At 39.7% G+C, this 20,063-nt stretch carries 19 protein-coding genes and 1 riboswitch; of the genes, 14 read left to right on the top strand and 5 right to left on the bottom strand.

The features are described 5' to 3' along the window. Positions 1-4: 4 nt before the first annotated feature. Positions 5-1,288: a uracil permease gene (gene uraA, locus ACDX78_RS01000; RefSeq protein WP_486024588.1), complete on the bottom strand. Its 1,284-nt coding sequence runs from the start codon at positions 1,286-1,288 to the stop codon at positions 5-7. A 622-nt stretch (positions 1,289-1,910) separates the two neighbouring features. Further along, positions 1,911-2,414 carry a class I adenylate-forming enzyme family protein gene (locus ACDX78_RS00995; protein WP_486024586.1) on the bottom strand — a complete coding sequence of 168 codons (504 nt, stop codon included), beginning with the start codon at positions 2,412-2,414 and terminating at the stop codon, positions 1,911-1,913. 480 nt (positions 2,415-2,894) lie between these two features. On the opposite strand from ACDX78_RS00995, the gene ACDX78_RS00990 reads away from it, so the two are divergent. The 5 genes from ACDX78_RS00990 (at position 2,895) to ACDX78_RS00970 (ending at position 7,488) form a co-directional block, all read left to right on the top strand. Continuing rightward, the gene (locus tag ACDX78_RS00990) at positions 2,895-3,587 is read left to right on the top strand and encodes a hypothetical protein (RefSeq protein ID WP_486024584.1); all 693 of its coding nucleotides are present in this window, start codon (positions 2,895-2,897) and stop codon (positions 3,585-3,587) included. Between the two features lie 25 nt (positions 3,588-3,612). Beyond that, positions 3,613-4,320: an SDR family oxidoreductase gene (locus ACDX78_RS00985; RefSeq protein ID WP_486024583.1), complete on the top strand. Its 708-nt coding sequence runs from the start codon at positions 3,613-3,615 to the stop codon at positions 4,318-4,320. Positions 4,321-4,753: 433 nt separating this feature from the next. Continuing rightward, positions 4,754-5,968, top strand: a complete 1,215-nt coding sequence (locus ACDX78_RS00980; RefSeq protein ID WP_486024581.1) for an NAD(P)/FAD-dependent oxidoreductase — start codon at positions 4,754-4,756, stop codon at positions 5,966-5,968. Positions 5,969-6,296: 328 nt separating this feature from the next. After that, the gene (locus ACDX78_RS00975) at positions 6,297-6,548 is read left to right on the top strand and encodes a hypothetical protein (RefSeq protein WP_486024579.1); all 252 of its coding nucleotides are present in this window, start codon (positions 6,297-6,299) and stop codon (positions 6,546-6,548) included. 73 nt (positions 6,549-6,621) lie between these two features. Further along, on the top strand, positions 6,622-7,488 hold the full coding sequence (locus tag ACDX78_RS00970; RefSeq protein ID WP_486024578.1) for a VanW family protein: 867 nt from the start codon (positions 6,622-6,624) through the stop codon (positions 7,486-7,488). Positions 7,489-7,493: 5 nt separating this feature from the next. On the opposite strand, the gene ACDX78_RS00965 is transcribed toward ACDX78_RS00970, so the two are convergent. Continuing rightward, positions 7,494-7,844: a thiol-disulfide oxidoreductase DCC family protein gene (locus tag ACDX78_RS00965; protein ID WP_486024576.1), complete on the bottom strand. Its 351-nt coding sequence runs from the start codon at positions 7,842-7,844 to the stop codon at positions 7,494-7,496. Between the two features lie 349 nt (positions 7,845-8,193). On the opposite strand from ACDX78_RS00965, the gene ACDX78_RS00960 reads away from it, so the two are divergent. Beyond that, positions 8,194-8,373 (top strand): hypothetical protein, encoded by a 180-nt coding sequence (locus ACDX78_RS00960; protein ID WP_486024574.1) that lies wholly within the window; start codon positions 8,194-8,196, stop codon positions 8,371-8,373. 83 nt (positions 8,374-8,456) lie between these two features. Here ACDX78_RS00960 and ACDX78_RS00955 read toward each other — a convergent pair whose 3' ends face one another. Then, on the bottom strand, positions 8,457-8,993 hold the full coding sequence (locus ACDX78_RS00955; RefSeq protein WP_486024572.1) for a YceI family protein: 537 nt from the start codon (positions 8,991-8,993) through the stop codon (positions 8,457-8,459). Positions 8,994-9,311: 318 nt separating this feature from the next. Here ACDX78_RS00955 and ACDX78_RS00950 point away from each other — a divergent pair, with 318 nt between their 5' ends. Further along, on the top strand, positions 9,312-11,117 hold the full coding sequence (locus tag ACDX78_RS00950) for a M3 family oligoendopeptidase (RefSeq protein ID WP_486024571.1): 1,806 nt from the start codon (positions 9,312-9,314) through the stop codon (positions 11,115-11,117). A 103-nt stretch (positions 11,118-11,220) separates the two neighbouring features. After that, positions 11,221-11,324, top strand: a riboswitch (TPP riboswitch). A gap of 180 nt (positions 11,325-11,504) precedes the next feature. Then, entirely contained in the window at positions 11,505-12,077 is a 573-nt protein-coding gene (thiT, locus tag ACDX78_RS00945; RefSeq protein WP_486024570.1) for an energy-coupled thiamine transporter ThiT, read from the top strand. Between the two features lie 277 nt (positions 12,078-12,354). On the opposite strand, the gene ACDX78_RS00940 is transcribed toward thiT, so the two are convergent. Further along, a complete protein-coding gene (locus ACDX78_RS00940; RefSeq protein ID WP_486024568.1) occupies positions 12,355-12,699 on the bottom strand; it encodes a YflT domain-containing protein in 345 nt (114 codons plus the stop codon). 113 nt (positions 12,700-12,812) lie between these two features. Here ACDX78_RS00940 and ACDX78_RS00935 point away from each other — a divergent pair, with 113 nt between their 5' ends. The 6 genes from ACDX78_RS00935 (at position 12,813) to ACDX78_RS00910 (ending at position 20,056) form a co-directional block, all read left to right on the top strand. Beyond that, entirely contained in the window at positions 12,813-14,234 is a 1,422-nt protein-coding gene (locus ACDX78_RS00935) for a hypothetical protein (protein ID WP_486024566.1), read from the top strand. Positions 14,235-14,327: 93 nt separating this feature from the next. Continuing rightward, positions 14,328-15,707 (top strand): Glu/Leu/Phe/Val family dehydrogenase, encoded by a 1,380-nt coding sequence (locus ACDX78_RS00930; protein ID WP_486024565.1) that lies wholly within the window; start codon positions 14,328-14,330, stop codon positions 15,705-15,707. Between the two features lie 204 nt (positions 15,708-15,911). Continuing rightward, positions 15,912-17,651 (top strand): carbon starvation CstA family protein, encoded by a 1,740-nt coding sequence (locus ACDX78_RS00925; RefSeq protein ID WP_486024563.1) that lies wholly within the window; start codon positions 15,912-15,914, stop codon positions 17,649-17,651. Between the two features lie 126 nt (positions 17,652-17,777). Next, positions 17,778-18,035: a cory-CC-star protein gene (locus ACDX78_RS00920; protein ID WP_486024562.1), complete on the top strand. Its 258-nt coding sequence runs from the start codon at positions 17,778-17,780 to the stop codon at positions 18,033-18,035. A gap of 46 nt (positions 18,036-18,081) precedes the next feature. Continuing rightward, positions 18,082-19,005: an ArsA family ATPase gene (locus tag ACDX78_RS00915; RefSeq protein ID WP_486024561.1), complete on the top strand. Its 924-nt coding sequence runs from the start codon at positions 18,082-18,084 to the stop codon at positions 19,003-19,005. Between the two features lie 73 nt (positions 19,006-19,078). Continuing rightward, positions 19,079-20,056, top strand: coding sequence for a zinc-binding dehydrogenase (locus ACDX78_RS00910; RefSeq protein WP_486024559.1), 978 nt, complete (start codon positions 19,079-19,081; stop codon positions 20,054-20,056). The last annotated feature ends 7 nt before the right edge of the window (positions 20,057-20,063 follow it).

The following is a 20,063-nucleotide window of genomic DNA, read 5'->3' as shown; positions in this document are numbered from 1 at the left end:
TTTTTTATTCATTGGATAACTTTAGTACATCCAGGACCTTAAAGAATAAACTGAGTATAATAGCTACAACAGTGGCAAGTCCCATTCCGGTTAATTCCACAGAACCTATCTGAATGGTTGCTCCGCTGATCCCTATAATTAAAACGACAGAAGTCAGAATCAGGTTCTGTGACCGGTTATAATCCACATTCGCTTCTACGAGCATCCGGATTCCGCTCGCTGCAATAATACCAAAAAGCAATAGTGATATACCGCCCATTACTGCGGTAGGTATGGAGGAAATGAGTGCAGCCAGTTTTCCGACAAAAGATAGAATAATGGCAACCACTGCTGCTCCTCCAATAATCCAGGTGGAGTACACTCTCGTGATAGCGAGCACCCCAATATTTTCACCATAAGTTGTATTTGGCGTGGAACCGACAAAACTGGATATGATGGTAGATATCCCGTTCCCCATTAATGAACGATCAAGCCCGGGATCTTTTGCCAAATCTTTTTTTACGATATTACTTGTCACGAATAAGTGCCCGATATGCTCAGGGATTAAAACCAATGCAGCAGGCAAAATGACGAGAATGGCCGCCCAGTCAATTTTCATTTGATAATATTCCGGCATAGAGAACCATGCAGCTTCTTCCACTGCTGTAAAATCAACTAATCCAAACATAAAGGCAATGATGTAACCAGCAACAATACCGATTAAAATCGGGATGATTTTCAAGAACCCGCGCAAGGTTACCCAGCAGATAATCGTGATTGCCAAGGTTAATACAGCGACCGTCACTGTGTTGGGGTCCATGGCCCAGCCGGATCCAGCCTCTTCATCAGGTATTAAACCAGCCATTTCTGCTGCTACCGGCACAAGCTCTAGACCGATAACGGCAACGATGGCGCCCATGGCTGCAGGTGGAAATACGACATCAATCCATCTTGTTCCGGCAACTTTTACAATCAGACCAACGAGCGTTAATACAATACCAACAACAAGGAAGCCCCCCAGCGCATAACTGTATCCCTCTGCACCGGCATACTGACCTAAGACAACAAAAACTGGGGAAATAAATGCAAAACTGGAACCCAAGTATGCCGGGATTTTTCCCTTTGTAATAAATAGATAGATTAACGTCCCTACCCCGTTCATTAATAGAATGGTTGCAGGGTTAACCCCAAAAAGAATAGGAACTAAAACAGTAGAGCCAAACATTGCAAATAAATGCTGAAAACTTAGTGGTAAACTTTGTAGTAAAGGTAATCGTTGATCGACTTTGATTTCCGTGTATTTTGCCAATTATATTCTCCTCCTAAAGTTGATTTCATAAAGGGTTACCACTAAACAGAACAAAGGTGGAAGCGACCGGTTAGCGACGTACGTACTGCGCCTGGCCATGCCAGGTGGATCAGTGTTGCCGCGCAAAGCGGCGGTTTTAACTGATCAATCCTTCCGTAGGAGATAAAGAAAACATGCCCCTTCATAGGGGTAAGCCGGCGTTGGGCTCAAGCCCGGTTTTAGCCGGCCATCCTTAAACTTCTTAGCCGATGTTGACTTATCGTACGGAGGTGAAGGAAGTCTGGGATTGCGGTACAGTCGTTCCTCGTCCCACCGTAAAGCCCCGCTATCGCTGGGTGCTGGAGCTGGACGTGGCTAAGGACCCTTGCCATTTATCCATAGCTTCTAATTTCTAAGTTCTGGTAAATAATAAAAAAACACCTTGCTTTTTGGGCAAGGTGTTTTCTAAATAAAAATATGCAAGCGAATAAACCAGTATATTTTTATTTACAGCAGATGCTCATCTGCTTCACCTTGCCAGCCTCACGGGACTGGATTAAAGGTAACCGTATGAAGTATATCCCAGATTATTATCGCAGGATGTCTTCCAGCTGTCAACGGTAAAATTTTTGAAACTTTGAATTTATGAGTTGACTCGTAATTGTGCTTTTAATATTTTGCCACTCGCTGTTTTGGGGAGTTCTTCCATAAATGTTATCTCTTTTGGAGCTTTAGCTGGATCTATTCTTTTCAAACAGAAGTCGATCAGTTCCTGTTCTGTTGCCGATTGGTCTTTGTGTAATACGACAAATGCTTGCACTACTTCCCCTAATGTTTCATCAGGCACAGGGATGATTACTGTTTCCTGCACAGCAGTATGAGCATGTAGAACATTTTCAATTTCTATGGATGAAAATGGTGTTTCACTGGATGTAATATCTTTTTTTGATTCTACAACATGTATATTGCCTTTTTCATCGATCGTCCCCATATCACCAGTTCGAACCCAGTTGTCTACAGAATCTGGCAAACTGCTGTTTTGGTCAACAACCCCTTGGCCTTTAACAATGATTTCTCCAACTTCTGCCCCGTTATGCTTAACATCTTTCCCGTGTTCATTTACTACTCTAACCTCTGTTTGAGCCATGAAATTTCCCACCTTTTTATCTAAAATTTCCTGTTGTTTATTTATTTAATATGAAAATTATATCATATTTTACTGAAAGCGTTTTACTAAAAAGCTATTTTCATAAAATTGTTCGCCTGCTTAGTTAAGGTAAAGGCCGTCCCTTTATACTTTAATTTGTATCATCTATAACATGAGGACTCTTTAGATAGGCTGAACCAATTATGTGGCTCATATTCATATAGTACTGCGAATCCAGCCAATTGTTCAAATTGTTGTGTCTATAGATCGCTTTCACTTTATAAATGTACCAAGACCAATTTACAAATGAATTAGAAAAAAGGATTGTTATTGATCCTCGCTTCTATTATTTTTTATAATGGCTCTTTGGAGTTTCAGAAATATTAATAGTTGAACGAGCAGTTGGGAAAGTTTACAATATAGGAAATGACAATATTCCAGAAAATCAGTCAGTTAGTTACATAAAGAAGGTGCAGGTTAATGGGGAATAAAAAACTTTTGCTAATCAATGTGCTCGCCCTTTTTGCGTTTATCGCAGTGGTCGGAGCAGGTATATACCAGACAGGATTAGATAGGGATAAATACGATGAATTTGCCGCCATCGACCATGAGACGACAAAGAATGACTTAGAAGAAAGAGATGAAATTTTATTATCCGATAATGAAATAGAAAAAATAACTCCTGCTTCCATAGAAAGAAAAGTGACAATTGGGGCACTGATCCTTCAGGATAGAGACTGGCTTATCGTGCAGAGGGAAGAGGCTGAGGAAGAAATTGAGGAAATAAACATGGAAGAAGAAGTGGAAGAACCGATTGTAGCTGAGGAAAACAGCAATGACGTAAGCAGTAATAGAAACAGAAGTAGCAGTGGCAATGGCGCTGATGATAGAAGTGAGGGTGACAACGGAACCAGCGAAGAAAAAAGCGAAGATGATGGGAGCGGAGAGGAAAGCGGAAGCGGAGACAACAAGGCAAACGAAAACGACAGTAGAAGCGAGAATGATGATGAGGATGGAAGCGGAAACAGCAATGAAAGCGACAGTGAAAGCGACAGTGAAAGCGAAACCGAGGACGGCAGCGGGGAAGGAAATGATAATGATGATAGTGAGAAAGATGAGGAAGAAAAAAGTGAAGATGAAGGAGAAAAAGAGAGCACAGAAGATGATGATTAATTGATAATAGACAGGAGAATCTCAAATGAAAAAACTAACAGGCAAAACGGCAATTGTAATTGGAGCCAGCAGTGGAATAGGAGCTTCCATTGCTAAGTGTTTAGCTGAAGAAGGGGCAAATGTTGTTCTGGCAGCAAGGAGAAAAGAAAAACTTGATGCAATCGTACAGGAAATACATAAAAAAGGTGAAGGAAAGGCTTTGGCCATAGTCACAGATGTTGCTGTCGAATCAGATGTGCAAAAAATGGCTGCAAAAACAAAGGAAGAATTTGGGCAAGTTGATATTTTAGTAAATAACGCAGGTTTGATGCTCTCATCCAGCGTGACAGATGGTGAAGTGACCGATTGGGAGCAAATGGTTGATGTGAATATAAAAGGTGTCTTACATGGAGTTAATACTGTATTACCAGACATGATACAGCGAGCCACGGGGCATATTATAAATACCGCATCTGTGTCTGGCTTTGAGGTTACCAAAACAAGCACCGTTTACAGTGCAACCAAGTTTGCGGTGCGCGCGATTTCACAAGGTCTGGAAAAAGAACTGGCCCGTACGGGGGTGCGTGTAACGAATATTTCACCGGGAATGGTTGAAACTGAGCGTAACGCAGCTAGTCTGGCTTCACGTGACCGAAAACCGCTGCACACAGAGGATATCGCCAGAGCGGTTATTTATGCCGTGACACAGCCGGATTATGTGAATGTAAACGAAATTACGGTAAGGCCTGTATAAATAAATGGCTATTTTCTAAAGGGAGGACTGCGAGATATTCTCTTCCCATCGAAAAGGCATCGGTGAAGTCCCCGGAGTGCGTTAGCGTCTTTATTTGCGAGGAGTGGGACTACGGTACAGTGGTTCCTCGCAGCACCGAATACATTTGCTGTTGTACTGAATAAGTTAGCAACATGATGATCACGAGGAAGTACACCAACCCCTCGGAGTATTCGGGTTACGGATGTATTAGCAACAAAATATGCAAAAACAGCCAAATAAATACGGTCTCCAAATATTTTCACTCAAAAGTATTAAGTTCGTTAGCCTATTTTAAAAAACTTTGATATGATAACTATGATAGATTATAGTTAAAAGTGTATCTACTTGAACTAATAGCTTAATTTTTTTAGATCGCTTAATACTTAGAAGAATAAAGGAAGGTGGAAGTTTTATGAGTTTGAACAAACCAAAAATAGTTATTCTGGGAGCAGGATATGCTGGACTGACCACTGCAAGACGCCTGTCCAAACAATTAACCCCTGACCAGGCAGAAATCGTATTAGTTAACAAACATAATTATCATTATGAATCAACCTGGCTGCATGAAGTGGCTGCAGGAACGATTAATCCAAATCAGGCACGTGTGATGATCAGTGATATTGTAAACCCAAACAGGGTTCGCCTCATCTATGATACAGTGACAGAAATCAAGAAAGATAATCAAACCGTTGTATTGGAAAATAGTGAACTAACTTATGACTATTTAGTAGTAGCTTTAGGATTTGAATCCAATGATTTTGGTATCAAGGGAATGGGTGATCATGCTTTTGCCATTGAAGACATTGATTCCAGCCGTTTGATTAGTGAACATATCGAATATCAATTTGCAAAGTACAATAATGATAAGAATGCGCCGGATCACAGCCTGGACATCTTAGTTGGCGGTGCTGGCTTTACTGGCATTGAATTTGTTGGGGAACTCGCTGAAAAAGTACCAGAGCTTTGCAAAAAATATGATGTAGACCGCAGTAAAGTACGCATTATTAACGTGGAAGCAGCTCCATCCATTTTGCCTATGTTCGATAAGGATCTTGTAAGCTATGCGATGAAATCACTGGAAGATCGTGGTGTGGAATTCAGAATCGGAGCACCAATCTCAGAATGTACAACAGAAGGATTTGTTGTCGGAGAAGATAATGAATTAATCAAAGCAGGCACTGTTGTCTGGACTGGTGGTGTAAAAGGAAGTGCTGTACTTGGAAACTCCGGATTTGAACTCGTTAAAGGGAAAGTTAATGTTAATGCTGACCTGCGTATGCAAGACGAAGAAAATATTTTTGTTGTTGGGGATTGTTCCTGGGTTTGGAACAAAGAAGCAGATCGCCCGTACCCGCCAACTGCACAGTTAGCTGTACAGGAAGCAGACGTGGTGGCAGCCAATTTGGAAGCTCTTCTTACAAATGGGCCATTAACAGATTTTGTGTTTGATGATAAAGGAACTGTTGCTTCCCTTGGGGTTTCAGATGGTATTGGAAATATATTATCCAATTACAAACTTTCCGGAAAAAGTGCTGCAACAATGAAAAAAGTGGTGGATAACCGATCCCTTTACCTTATGGGCGGGCCGAAACTGGTGCTTAAAAAAGGAAAAGTCCGTCCATTTTAAGATTCATAACTATCATTTTTTATTGATGTTTGGTTTTCATGATCAAAGCCAAATCTGTTAATAAATTCGGGAGGTCAAATATATGAAAAATAGAACTTTTTGCAGTATTTTATTAGTAATTGCTTCTTTAGTTGGTTATCGTTTATTAAGTGATTACATGGAAGATACAAGGGATTTCCGATGAAAAATAAAAGGCCGCCTGGCTATTGTTAGGTGGCCTTTTTCCTATAACGGATAAAAAGGATAATACAATTAATACTTTTAAAGCGTGATATTCATCACGGAGAAAGTATGAATTGATCGGTATAATAACTGTGGAGAGGTGTTTATGAGTACGGGACTGATAATATTCTTAGTTATATTATTTATAGTGTCGTTGTTAGCTACATTTTATGCGCTCAGACAAGAGGAAAATAAAATAAAAAAGTACGAAGAAGAAGGGGACACACCACAGGAAGAAATAAAACGGTCCCTAGATTATGAAAAAAGTTCATTAAAATCAAATATTCCTATTCAAATTTGGATTTATACAATTGCAATACTTTTATCATTGTTAGCTTTTGTTATCTATTTGATATAACTTTTTAACAGCCGGGAGGAATCCTGGTTATTTTTTTGTCTATTTCCCATACTATAGTTGGGAGGTATCTGAAATGAGGGTTTTAACTGTATTTATTATTATTTTGCTCATTCCTTTGCATATTGTATTAGCTCATTCCGAAGAAGCGAGTGAGATACCAAAAATAGAAAAAGTGGAAATCAAACAATATTCGCTCCATCATATTGATCGTCTTTTTATAGATGAAACAAAATTAAATCAATTGATAGACAGCCTTGAGAATAAGATTTATACAGCTCCGGAAAATGCAGCCATAAATGAAGCGGGAAAGGTCATTGATGGCAAACAGGGTATCATGTTGGATAAAATGGAATTTCAAAGGTCGTTCAGGGAGACGTTTTATAGCAACAATGAGGAGGGTGTGCTGAAAGTTCCTGTGAAAGAAATATTTCCGAAAGTGGATCGTGCTTTATTGGAGGATATTCGGTCAAATATGCTTGGTAGCTATTCCACAAATTTTAATAAAGGTAATGAAGAACGTTCCCATAATATTTCCTTGGCGACAGAGGCCATCAATAATTATGTCGTTTTCCCTGGAGAGACGTTTTCATTTAATGAAGTTGTTGGCGAACGGACGAAAGAAAAGGGGTATAAACAGGCACCGGTGATTGTAAAAGGAGAGTTGTCAGAAGACATTGGTGGAGGGATATGCCAAGTTTCTTCCACACTTTTTAATGCAGTGGATTTAAAGGGAATTCAAATTATAGAAAGGTACGCACACTCCAAGGAAGTTCCTTATGTACCACCAGGTAAAGATGCCGCAGTCAGCTGGTGGGGGCCTGATTTTGTATTTAAAAACATATATAATCAGCCGTTATTAATTCGTGCGGCTGCAAAAGATGGCAGCCTGGTTATTCACATCTATTCCTCGGATACGGTGGATTATTTTACTGGGAATTGATCGCTCTATTGATCAATTCGACATTCATTCCCCTTGCATTGATTAACCGGAACTACTTTTCGGTTTTTGGCAATAACTTGATATATCTTTTCTCCAAAGCCGAGCCATTTCACAGCGTACATGAAAGGTAGCGCAATCCACAGGAGGGGAAGTCGTTTTGCAATTTCGATTAATGCCTGATAGCCTTGAGCCCAATTGCCTTTATGGGAGACATGAAGGCTTTTTTCCATTGCTTCCGGATAGGAAGGTAGATCACGGAAAGACTGAAAGGTTAACTTCTTTCTCCAATCTGCTTTTTGCCATACAGATTTAGACGTTTTACATATTGAGCAATGACCGTCATAATAAACAATCATTTTTATGCACCTCCACTCTCACTCCATTATAACATGTGCTATTTGTGTTGCATTAAATGTGCATGAGTTTAAAGAAGGTCATTATCCGAATCTAGTGACGAAAGCGAAAGAATTCAGTAAAAAATATAAACAAGAGAAATCAGAAAAAATTTCATTACTAAATGGGGCAGTGAGCCAGGGGCAATTAGAATTTGGGCAATGAATGAATCTGCCACAGTTATTTCCGATTTGTAATATACTAAACTTTAACCAGTCCATGCTTACAGAAGCTGTTTCCTTTTATAAGGAAACTATACGTGTATATCAGGGGCTCTAGACACACTTTGCCAGAAAGCTGGGAATGATTTATATGCAATATGCATATTGTCTCGAGCATAAAAAGAAAAGTAATCTTTCACTTGCTGGAAGAAATTATGAATTAGCAGTAAGTGAACTGGAAAAGTCAAATAATTGTGAATTGTTAGAGAACGCGCTTGCTGATATCATTTCCTTTATTGATCAGACGAATATCTCTTCCTCCGATGATTGATGAAAACGACAATGAATATAAAAAGGGACTGTCCTTATAGCCCACTTTTGACTTATAGAGACAGTCCCTTTAAAGTTTTATGTTTAGCCTTCTTTATGTGCTTCGATTTCAAAGTTAATCTTTACTTCTTCGCCAACAAGTACGCCGCCTGTTTCCACTGCAGCATTCCATGTAAGTCCGAAATCTTTACGGTTAATTTTTGTTTCGCCACTGAATCCGGCAACTGTATTTCCGCTCATTGGATCTTTACTTTGCCCTTCAAAATCCACATCAAGTACAACCGGTTTTGTCGTACCGCGAACAGTAAGATCTCCTGTAACATCGTAATTGTTTTCTGATTTCTTCTTAATATCAGTTGCTTTAAATGTGATTTTCGGGTGATTTTCTACATCAAAGAAATCCGCAGAACGAAGGTGATCATCACGATCTTTATTTTTTGTATCAATGCTTGCTGCATCAATTGTAATTTCTAGTTTTGAATCAGTTAAATCATCTACGTCTGCTTCGAGAACCGCATCGAAATCATTAAAAGTTCCTTTCGCTTTTGAGATCATCATGTGTTTTACGGAAAAACCGAGGTCACTGTGTACTGTATCTACATTCCATACTGTTTTTGCCATTTATAAAGCCCTCCTTAGTAATTATGTAACACTGCAGTTACTTTATGTCACCTAGTATATAATCATAAATAAGTAATGTCAAGTAATGTTATTTTGCTCAGCTAAAACTATTCCATAATAAGATACCCGATATTTCAAAAAGTAAACAATCATTATTCGAATTATTTTAAAATATTATTTACAAGATTCCTACATTTGCTTTTAGGGATTGGCGGCAATTCAAGTTTCTTAAATTTTTCTGGAAATAACCTGGAAAAATTCAGATTTTTTGTTATAATGAAAGTTATTAGGAAGAAAGTTTATTAGAGGAGAGATTACATGCCAAAAACCTATAAACCTACTTGGGATTTAGATGTCATTTTCCCGGGCGGGAGTGAATCAGAAGAATTTCATACATATATAACAGACAACGAAAAAGAAATGGAAAATCTGGCAATTGAGGTAGACCGCTTTTCTCCTGAACAGTCGAATATTAATGAAGGTTTGACAAATATCGTTAATCAGCTTGAAAAAATAACAAAAAAAGCAAGAGAGGCTTCTGCTTTTGTCAGTTGTTTAAGCGCACAGGATGTTAATGATAAAAAAGCGAGCCTGCTGGTTGGAAAACGCAGTGAACTAAAAGCAAAAATGGACGCGATTCAGACGAATATGGAACAAAAGCTCATACAAATTGATGAAACAAGCTGGCATGAAATCTTACAATCGGATCCGCTTCAGGAAGTATCTTTCGTATTAAATGAAAATAGGGAAAAAGCAAAAGAGCGGCTTTCTGTTGATGAAGAAGTATTAATCAATGACCTGGAAGTAGATGGGTATCATGCCTGGAGTCAAATGTATGATGCAATTGTTGGGAAACTGCAAGTGGAGATTGAAGAGGATGGAAAGGTGAATTCATATTCCGTGGGTCAGGCATCTAATAAAGTAGTAAACCCGGACCGCAATGTACGAAAGCATGTGTTCAGCCAAATTAGCAAAGCGTGGAAAGAAAATGCTGATTTATTTGGACAAACCTTAAACCATTTAGCCGGATTCCGCCTGCAGAAATATAAACACAGGAATTGGGAAGATGTTTTAGAAGAGCCTTTGGCGATAAACCGGATGAAGAAAGAAACATTGGATGCCATGTGGACTGCAATCACGAATAACAAGAAATACTTTGTGGAGTTTTTAAATAAAAAAGCAGAATTGCTGGGTCTTGAAAAGCTAAGTATATACGATGTTAGCGCACCTATTTCCAAATCGGTTAATACAGTTTCTTATTCAGAGGGAGCAGACTTTATTGTTGAACAATTTGGTAAGTTCAGCCCCAAAATGGCTGATTTTGCAGAAATGGCTTTTGAAAAGCGCTGGATAGAAGCAGAAGATCGTGCAGGAAAAAGACCCGGCGGATTTTGTACTAGTTTTCCCGATAGTGAGCAGACACGTATTTTCATGACCTATTCAGGAACGTCATCCAACATTGCCACGCTAGCTCACGAATTGGGACATGCTTATCATCAGCATGTCATGAATGATGTTAACGGATTGAATCAGCGTTATGCGATGAATGTAGCAGAAACTGCATCTACATTTGCAGAAATGATTGTTGCTGACGCCAATGTTAAGAGCGCACAAAATAATGAGGGAAAGCTGGCTTTACTGGAAGATAAAATACAAAGAAGTGTAGCATTTTTCATGAATATTCATGCCAGATTTCTTTTTGAAACGCAATTTTATGAAGAGCGGAAGCAGGGAATGGTTCCTGTAGACCGATTAAATGAATTAATGGTTGAAGCGCAAAAGGAAGCGTACAGCAATGCCCTTGATGCGTATGATGAAAATTTCTGGTCGTCCAAGCTTCATTTTCATATTACGGGAGTACCATTTTATAACTTTCCTTACACATTCGGTTACTTATTCAGCCTGGGAATTTATGCTGCTGCAAAGGAACATGGCAATGCATTTGAAGATGATTATATTGCATTGTTACGGGATACGGGAAGAATGAATGTGGAAGACTTAGCAAAAAAACACTTAAATGTGGATTTAACAACAACTGATTTTTGGGAATCAGCCATTGCATTATGCGTGGCTGACGTGAAAGAGTTTTTATCTTTGGCAAACACAGCCACAAAAACCCAATAAGTCATTTCCATTTAAAACGGCGGGCAAGTTCGGAAGTAGCTAGTTTATTGCAGTTTCTATTTATCTGGTATACAATGATGATAGTGAAAAAAGCAGAATATAGAAAGCCTGCAGGGGGAGCCTTTTGGCTGAGAGTGAACATAAACATGTTCTTACCCTTAGAACCTGTTAGTTAATACTAGCGTAGGGATGGTGGCTTTTTTGATGGAAAAAAGTAATGTGAGCGGATCTCCCATCAGGAAGTCTTCCCCTTGGCATTGCTTTTTTTGGCATGTAAAAAAGTATAAAACTTTCTTACATGCATAAGTGCAACTAAGGCTTTCGCCATAAAGGCTTGGCGATAAGCCAAGTTTTCTAACGTTTAAAAAATAAGGGGAGGTTTTATAAATGCGTTCCAAAAGAGTTTTATTTCTAATTGAAGTGGCTATTTTTACAGCGCTTGCATTGTTATTGGACATCTTGCCGTTTTTATCATTTAAAATATGGGCACAGGGTGGCTCCGTTTCGTTTGCCATGATACCTATTTTTATCGTTGCTTTCCGCTGGGGGCTAAAAGGTGGTTTGCTTTCAGGTTTTCTGCTGGGTGTATTACAGGTCGCTACCGGAACCGCCTATATTTTGCATCCAGTGCAGGGTATGCTTGATTATGCAGTAGCATTTACTGTCATAGGCTTTGCCGGCGTGTTTGCAAAAACAGTACAGCAAGCTGTTAAAAATGGAGAAACAAAAACGTATTTAACCTATATTACGTTTGGGGTCTTATTAGGCAGTGCATTACGTTTCCTTGCACATTATATAGCGGGAACGGTCTTTTTCGGATCTGCCGTGGAAGATCAGCCAGCCTGGTTGTACTCATTAATATATAATGCGACCTACATGGTTCCGTCATTTGTTTTATGTACAGTGCTTGTATTCTTCTTATTCCACAAACAGCCTAAAACATTGGTTAACGCAGCATAAATAAAAATTCGCTCACAATAGGTAACCTCGGATATATGGGGTTACCTTTGCTGTTTTATCAGGTGACATGACTTTAAAGAAGAAAAAATATGCTGAACTGATCGGTATTTTCGAGGGTTGTAATTAAAGTATCTACTGTGAATATGGCTATTTTGAAGGAAGGTATATGGTTGGGGTGCTTTATTGTGTGAAGTGCGAAGAGAGTCAAACAGGAAAAGAAGAATGATGAAAGTGGAAAAAGGGAAAACGGCACGGCGGCCGATTTCCCTTCCATCTTTTATAATAAGAAGTCAACATCTTCATTCGTTACAATCAGTAATACTTTTCCTTCGTCCATTTCTTCTTCATACTTGTCTGCTTCAGCATCGGAGAAACCCATTTCTTCCAGCTTCGTGCGCAATTCGTCTCCTTTGCTTGAGAAGAGATTTCCAACTGCATTTCCAAAATCCATCTCTTTCATTCCGATCGTATTAGCCTCTGCATTGCCTGCAATGCGATCTGTACGGTCGTCATCATGTGAAAGGACATAGACATTGTCTTTGTCTATTCCTCTGTCCTTTAAGGTGCTTACATCATTAACCAGCTGTTCGTCATTTGTATATTCTTTGATAAATGGTTTCATTTTGAAATACCTCCTTAAAGTATATTCATTTATTTTAATTCCCTCTCATGGATGAACTAAACACTTAACTTTTACATAGGCTATATGACCAATAACGAGAGGAAGAGAGAAACATGGAACTTACGCTTACCCATTGGTTGTATGGCTTGATTACTTTAGTCATCATTGCTACCATGATTTTTCGTAAAGGCGTGGTAATGCCGACTTTGTTTGGAACATTTATTGTTGCCTGGGTTTATCAGGGAAATCTGATTGATGCATTCACAGCCATATTTCAGGCTAATCTCGTAGCTGCTCAGGAATTGTTTAACATATTTCTAATCATTACATTTATGCTTGCACTGCTAAATTCTTTAAGGGATCTAGGTGCTGACAGACAAATGATCCAGCCTATTCAAAAGATGATGACTAACGGTCACGTATCTTTCTTTGTATTAGTCGGTGTTACGTATGTTATTTCATTGTTCTTTTGGCCAACGCCGGCCGTTCCATTAATCTGTGCGCTACTCGTGCCTGCAGCGGTTCGTACCGGTTTACCTGTAATGACAGCTGCAGTAGCTATTGCAATAGCAGGACAGGGAATGGCTTTATCTTCCGACTACATCGTACAAGTAGCACCAAGTTTATCTGCGACAGCAGCAGGGGTTGATACAATCGCTGTTGCTGATACAGCATTGATATTATCAATTGTTGCTGGCGGTATAGCTATCCTGCTTGCTTATTTGCTCTACAGAAAAAACATTCGTTCGAAGGATGATGAAAGAAATGAAGTAGAAGTGCAAAATATGCAATCTGCCTCAAATGAAACCAAAAAACCGGGCACAAATAATCTGGATAGTTGGAGCAGGGTGTTTGCGGTCGTTGTTCCATTAACACTTTTAGGTGTTATTATTTATATGATTTATGAAAAGCTGCTAAGTGGCAGAATGAGCGGACTGGAAGGCGGAGACGGAGCCGCGTTTGTTGGTGGAGTAGCAGTAATTCTGCTACTGCTCTCCACGATAGCGTTCGGCAAAAAGCATGCATTGGATTATATCAGCACGCATATTACAGATGGTTTTACTTTTGCTTTTAAAGCGATGGGGCCTGTCATTCCAATTGCTGGGTTTTTCTTTTTGGGAAGTCCGGATTTTTCAGGAAGTATATTAGGAATTGAAGAAAATGCGCCGGCTTTCCTGTTCGATCTTGTGGAAGCTTCACAGCAGTATATACCACAGAGCGCCTTACTTGCTGCATTTAGCATTTTAATCATCGGGATTATAACCGGCCTGGACGGTTCCGGTTTTTCCGGATTGCCGCTAACCGGTGCATTGTCTGCTTCACTCGCAAATTCCTCGATTGATGCGGAGACGCTTGCGGCAATTGGACAAATGGGTTCAATCTGGACCGGTGGCGGAACCATTGTAGCTTGGTCTTCACTGATTGCGATTGCTGGATTTTGCGGTGTGTCCGTGATGGAACTGGTACGGAAAAATTTTATCCCTGTTATGGCAGGGTTGCTTCTAAGCACATTATTTGCAGTATTCTTTCTATAGAACATGTATAGGTAATTCCTTGTTATTTAGCTTTTTCTTTTGCTACACTTATTTCTAACTGAGGCTAATAATAGTAGCAAAGGAGGCAATAATATGGCTGGAAGAACTGGAACAATTATTGAAGAATCACTTCAGGCGTTATTGGATGATAAAACATTTCTCCCTGATTTAACAGGTGAAATCAGGGAGAAGGCTTTTTTATCCCTGGTTTCTATCCTGTCTACACCAAATCATGTGAATAAATCTTTTTTGAGAATTGCATTGGAAAACAGGAAAGTGGTACGGGTGCCCGCTTATCGAGTACAGCATAACAATATATTAGGTCCTTACAAAGGCGGGATTCGTTTTCATGAATCCGTAAACGAAAATGAAACGAGCAATCTTGCATCCTTGATGACGCTGAAAAATGCGCTGCATGATGTGCCTTTTGGTGGAGGAAAAGGTGGTGTTGTGGTTAATCCAAGAGATTTCAGTGATAAAGAGCTAAATCTCATCTGTAAAAAATATGTGCAATACTTCAGCGAAAGCCTTGGTCCGGAAAAGGATATTCCGGCGCCTGATGTTGGTACGAGTGAACGGGAAATGGACTGGATGATGGGGGAGTTTAAAAGTATTCACCCTGGACAAAGCTATCTGGGCAGTTTTACAGGTAAAAGCGTCCTGAATGGCGGTTCTTTAGGTAGAAAGGACGCTACAGGAAAAGGAGTTTATTATTCTTTTCGCTATTTGCTTCATGACTTTATAGAAAAACAGTATAAGTGGTTGATTGAAAAAGATAGTCCTTTTGCAAAAACAGTACTAGCGTATTATGGAAAACCATTAAAAATTGCTGTGCAGGGATTCGGAAATGTTGGTTCAGTTATTGCAAGGGAAGCTCATAACTGTAATTTATTGAATAATAAACTGGTATCAGTCAGTGATCATAATGTAACGCTTTATAACTCTGATGGCCTTGATATACCAAGTCTAATCAATTTTGTGAAATCTAATCAAGGTGATTTACCGGTGAATCAGGATGAGTTAACTGCTGCAGATGTTAAAGCCACCATATTGGATCGTGATGACTTGCTGACTTTAGATGTGGATGTGTTATTTTTAGCTGCTCTGGAAGAACAGCTCCACCGTGATAATATGCAGGATATAAAAGCGGATATTATAGTAGAGGGTGCGAATGCGCCTGTTACCGGAGAAGCAGACTCCCATTTTAAAGAAAAAGGAAAAGTTGTTATCCCCGATATTCTGGCAAATGCCGGGGGAGTAATTGTCTCTTATCTGGAATGGCTGCAGGGTAGGGAAACACAGTTTTATACGGAAGAAGAAGTATCCGAACGGCTGTTTGAAAAATTCCGGGAAACATGTGATACAGTGTACCCGCAATATTTTGGTGATCCGTATTCATTAAGGGAAAATTGCTATATTCATGCCGTAACAAAACTTTCCACCGTCCTATACCGTCAAGGTAAACTTTATTAATAAACAATCGAAAAATCGACAGGCTTTTTACATTTCCTGTCGATTTTTTCAATTTATAAGATAGAATATATTGAAATTTTTAATATAATAAATTAGTATAAAGTTTATAATAAATAGAGATTCCTATACATAGTTTTATTATAGGAAAAGATCCTGTCTATTGTCAGAAAAATGGATAAATTTAAAAAGGGGAGGTATAAAATTTTGTCTGGTATTTTGCTTGCACTTATTAGTATAGCTATTTTTGTGATTGGTTACCGTTTTTATTCAAAGTTTATAGCTGAAAGGATTTTCAGGCTGGATCCGAATTATGTTACCCCGGCGCACAAGTACAAAGATGGGGTGGATTTCGTTCCGACAAATAAATTTGTACTTTGGGGACATCATTTTTCGTCAATCGCCGGAGCGGCTCCTATTCTTGGACCGGCCATTGCTATTTATTGGGGATGGCTGCCAGCGCTTCTTTGGGTAGTTTTAGGTACGGTGTTTGCGGCAGGTGTGCATGATTTTGGTACGCTTGTTTTATCTGTTCGTAATAAAGGGCAATCAGTTGGTACCCTCGCTCACAGGCTGGTGGGACAGAGAGCGAAAATATTATTTTTATTTATTATTCTTATTCTCGTATTAATGGTAAATGCTGTTTTTGCGTGGGTTGTTGCCAATTTATTTATTACCTATCCTTCGAGTGTAGTGCCTGTATTTATACAAATTCCACTCGCTATTTGGATTGGTTATGCAGTGTATAAAGGCAAGACTAAAATGCTGATACCATCATTGATTGCTTTGGCTGTTATGTATGGTACAGCAATTATCGCCAGCAGAGTAGACTTTTTACAAATCGACATTGTGGGGTATTTTGGCGGTGAAGGAGAGACTGGAATTTTTGGGTTAGGCGCGGTATCTTCAGCGTTCTTCATTTGGATTATTATCTTAATGATATATGTGTATATTGCTTCTACTTTACCTGTTTGGAAACTCCTGCAGCCAAGGGATTTCATTAATTCTCATCAGCTTGTATTAGGCCTTGTCATTTTATATTTGGGCCTATTCTTTACCAACCCTGAAATGACAGCGCCAATGACAAATTCAGGTGCGGACACACCGTGGCTGCCGTTATTATTTATTACCATTGCCTGTGGGGCTATTTCCGGGTTCCACGGACTGGTATCGTCGGGAACATCATCCAAGCAGTTAAATAATGAGACAGAAGCCCGTTTTGTAGGATACTTTGGAGCAGTGGGAGAAGGGACTTTAGCGGTTCTTTCTATTATAGCAGTTGGAACGTTTTTTGCTACACAGAATGATTTCTTTGGAACGTATGGCAGCTTTGTTGATGCAAATGAAGCAGGGCTGGGAACATTTATTGAAGGGGCAGCTGGGCTTGCCGGTGGATTGGCAATCCCGCCGGATATTGCAACAACGCTTGTTTCCATTATGGTGATCAGTTTTGCTGCGACATCACTGGACACGTCGGTACGGTTAATGCGATATATTATTTCTGAATTGGGCATAGAGTATAAAGTACCTGTATTAACGAAAAGACACGTGGCAACAACAATTGCAGTCGGAACAAGTGCAGCACTTGTATTATTGCCGGAGGGACCACAAGGCTTTGGTTCCGGCGGCTATTTACTATGGCCATTATTCGGTACCTCGAATCAGTTACTGGCAGCTATTAGTTTAACGCTGATTGCTGTTTGGCTGAAACGGCTCGGACGAAATTACGTAGTGGTGATCGTTCCCATGATATTTGTTATGGTGATGACATTATGGGCCATGTTCCAGCAGGTCATCTTTGAGTGGTCCTGGTGGTTTGGAACCGAGTCAAATATGCTGTTATTTGTCCTTGGAGCCATCATCTTCGTATTTGCGGTATGGATCATCCTGACCGCATTCCAGGTAATGACAGGCAAATTTGATAAACCGCTGGACAATGATCAGTAATTATAGCTTATCAAGAAAAGGGATCACTTTACTGGATCCCTTTTCTTGTATAATTCCTCGGATTAATGGTAATTTGATAATAGAATGTCGGCAGGCGATTATATAAACAGATTTGAGGTGTTTAAGATGCTGGATAAAGTAAAAAAATTAGTTGCATTTTACGAAGAAGTGTTAAGCATGCCGCATCGCCAGGAAATTGCCCGTGAGCTCAGGGATGAAGATGATCTGTTTCTGCTTATGCTTTATTCTGAGATGATTGGGATACCGAATCCGGTTTATTATTACACACTGGAGCTTTACCCGTATATGATTGAAAAGTTTCACGACTGGCATCTCCGGATGGGGATGGATAAATCACCATTATCAGGTATACGCTGCTGCTGAGGTAAGGCCCGCAAGATTTACATAAGATAGAAAAAGGTGAATTGCTATGCAGGAACTAAATCGAAAAATATTATTCCTTGGCGGAAAGGGAGGCGTCGGTAAATCGACTTCAGCAGCCGGTGTTGCCTGGAAATTAGCTGAGGAGGGGAATAAAACACTGCTTGTCTCCACAGATCCCGCCCATAACCTCGGGGATATATTTGGGCAGTCCATCGGCGGAAGGAGTAAAAAATTATCCGAATTCTTATTCGCGCTGGAAATTGACCCTGAAATAGAAACAACAAATTACATTAATAGTGTAAAAAATAATATAAAGGGTACAGTACATGCAGGTATGATGGAAGAGGTTCACCGTCAGCTGGACACGGCAAAAGCTTCTCCGGGAGCTGATGAAGCAGCACTGTTTGATAAACTGATTTCTGTTATACTGGAAGAAAGTGAAAAGTATGACAAAATCGTATTTGATACTGCTCCTACCGGGCATACGATACGATTGCTTTCTTTGCCTGAATTAATGGGAGTGTGGATTGAAGGACTATTGCAAAAACGCCGAAAAACGAACGAAAACTATACCCGGCTGTTAAATGATGGAGAACCAGTCGAGGATCCCATTTATGATGTGTTAAAGGAACGTCAGGAAAGATTTTCCAAGGCCAGGGAAATATTGCTGGATGCAAAAATGACAGGGTTTATCTTTGTGCTGAATCCGGAAAGGCTGCCGATTGCTGAGACAAAAAAAGCAATTAAACTGCTTGATCAGTATCATTTACATGTAAAAACACTGATTGTAAACAAAGTGCTGCCAGAGGATGCAGATGGTGAATTTTTTTTGCAACGAAAGAAACATGAAAAGCAATATTTGAAATTGATCGAAGAAACATTTGCTGGAAATAATCTGATTTATATTCCTTTGCTCCCGCAGGATATTACCAGTGAAGAACAGTTAAAGTTAGTCAGTGGAAATTTTTGATGAACAAAACGAATATTTCTCCTTCAATTTCGGAGGAAGGCCACGTTATTTAGAAGAAGAGAGGGGACTAGACATGAAAGCATTTGTACATGAATATGGAAAACTAAAAATAAAAGAAATGGATGATCCAACCGCCAAAGAAGGGGAACTAGTCATCAAATTAAAGACTGCAGGCTTAAATCGCCGGGATCTAATGATTCCAAAACGCAGAGGGGGCGATAAAGAGGCTTTGATTCTCGGTTCAGATGGTGCAGGTGTGATTGAAATTGTCGGAAAAGGTGTCACGGAATTTAAACAAGGAGATGAAGTAATTATTAACCCTGCTCTCAGATGGTTCGAAAATAGCGATGCACCGCCTGAAGGATTCGATATTTTGGGGATGCCTGATCATGGAACATTTGCTGAAAAGATCGCTATTTCAGCAGAACAAGTGGAAAAAAAGCCGGAGTATATATCATGGGAAGAAGCAGGTGTCCTCAGTTTATCAGCTTTAACAGGATATAGATCCCTGTTTACAAAAGCACAGGTGAAAGAAGAAGATACGGTATTTATCCCGGGAGCGGGAAGCGGAGTGTCCACCTATTTAATTAACTTTGCAAAAAACGCAGGTGCCAAGGTAATTGTAACCTCTCGCAGTGAAGATAAGCTGAAAAAGGCAATAGAACTGGGAGCAGACATAACGATGGATACGAACAGTGACTGGCCAACGGAATTGGAAAATGAAACCGTGGATATTGTTATTGACAGTGTGGGCCGGGCCACCTTTAACCGTTCATTGGAAGTGCTGAAAAAAGGCGGAAAAATGGTAACGTTTGGTGCCACGACAGAAGCCACCATTGATTTTAATTTGCGTGCCTTCTTTTACGGACAGTATCAGCTCATTGGTTCCACGATGGGAAGCAGGCAGGAGCTTCATGCATTATTGAATCATATGGGTAATTTTAAAATGCATCCGGTGGTCGATAAAACATTTGCCCTTGAAAATATCCAGGATGCATTTGACTATTTAGATGATAATAAGCAGTTCGGAAAAATTGCCATAAAAATGTAAAATTAAC

It is taken from the genome of Virgibacillus oceani (genome assembly GCF_041521345.1).
Classification (GTDB): domain Bacteria; phylum Bacillota; class Bacilli; order Bacillales; family Amphibacillaceae; genus Virgibacillus_N; species Virgibacillus_N oceani_A.
Note: the sequence above shows the minus strand (reverse complement) of the source record. Positions and strands in the feature narration are given on the sequence as shown.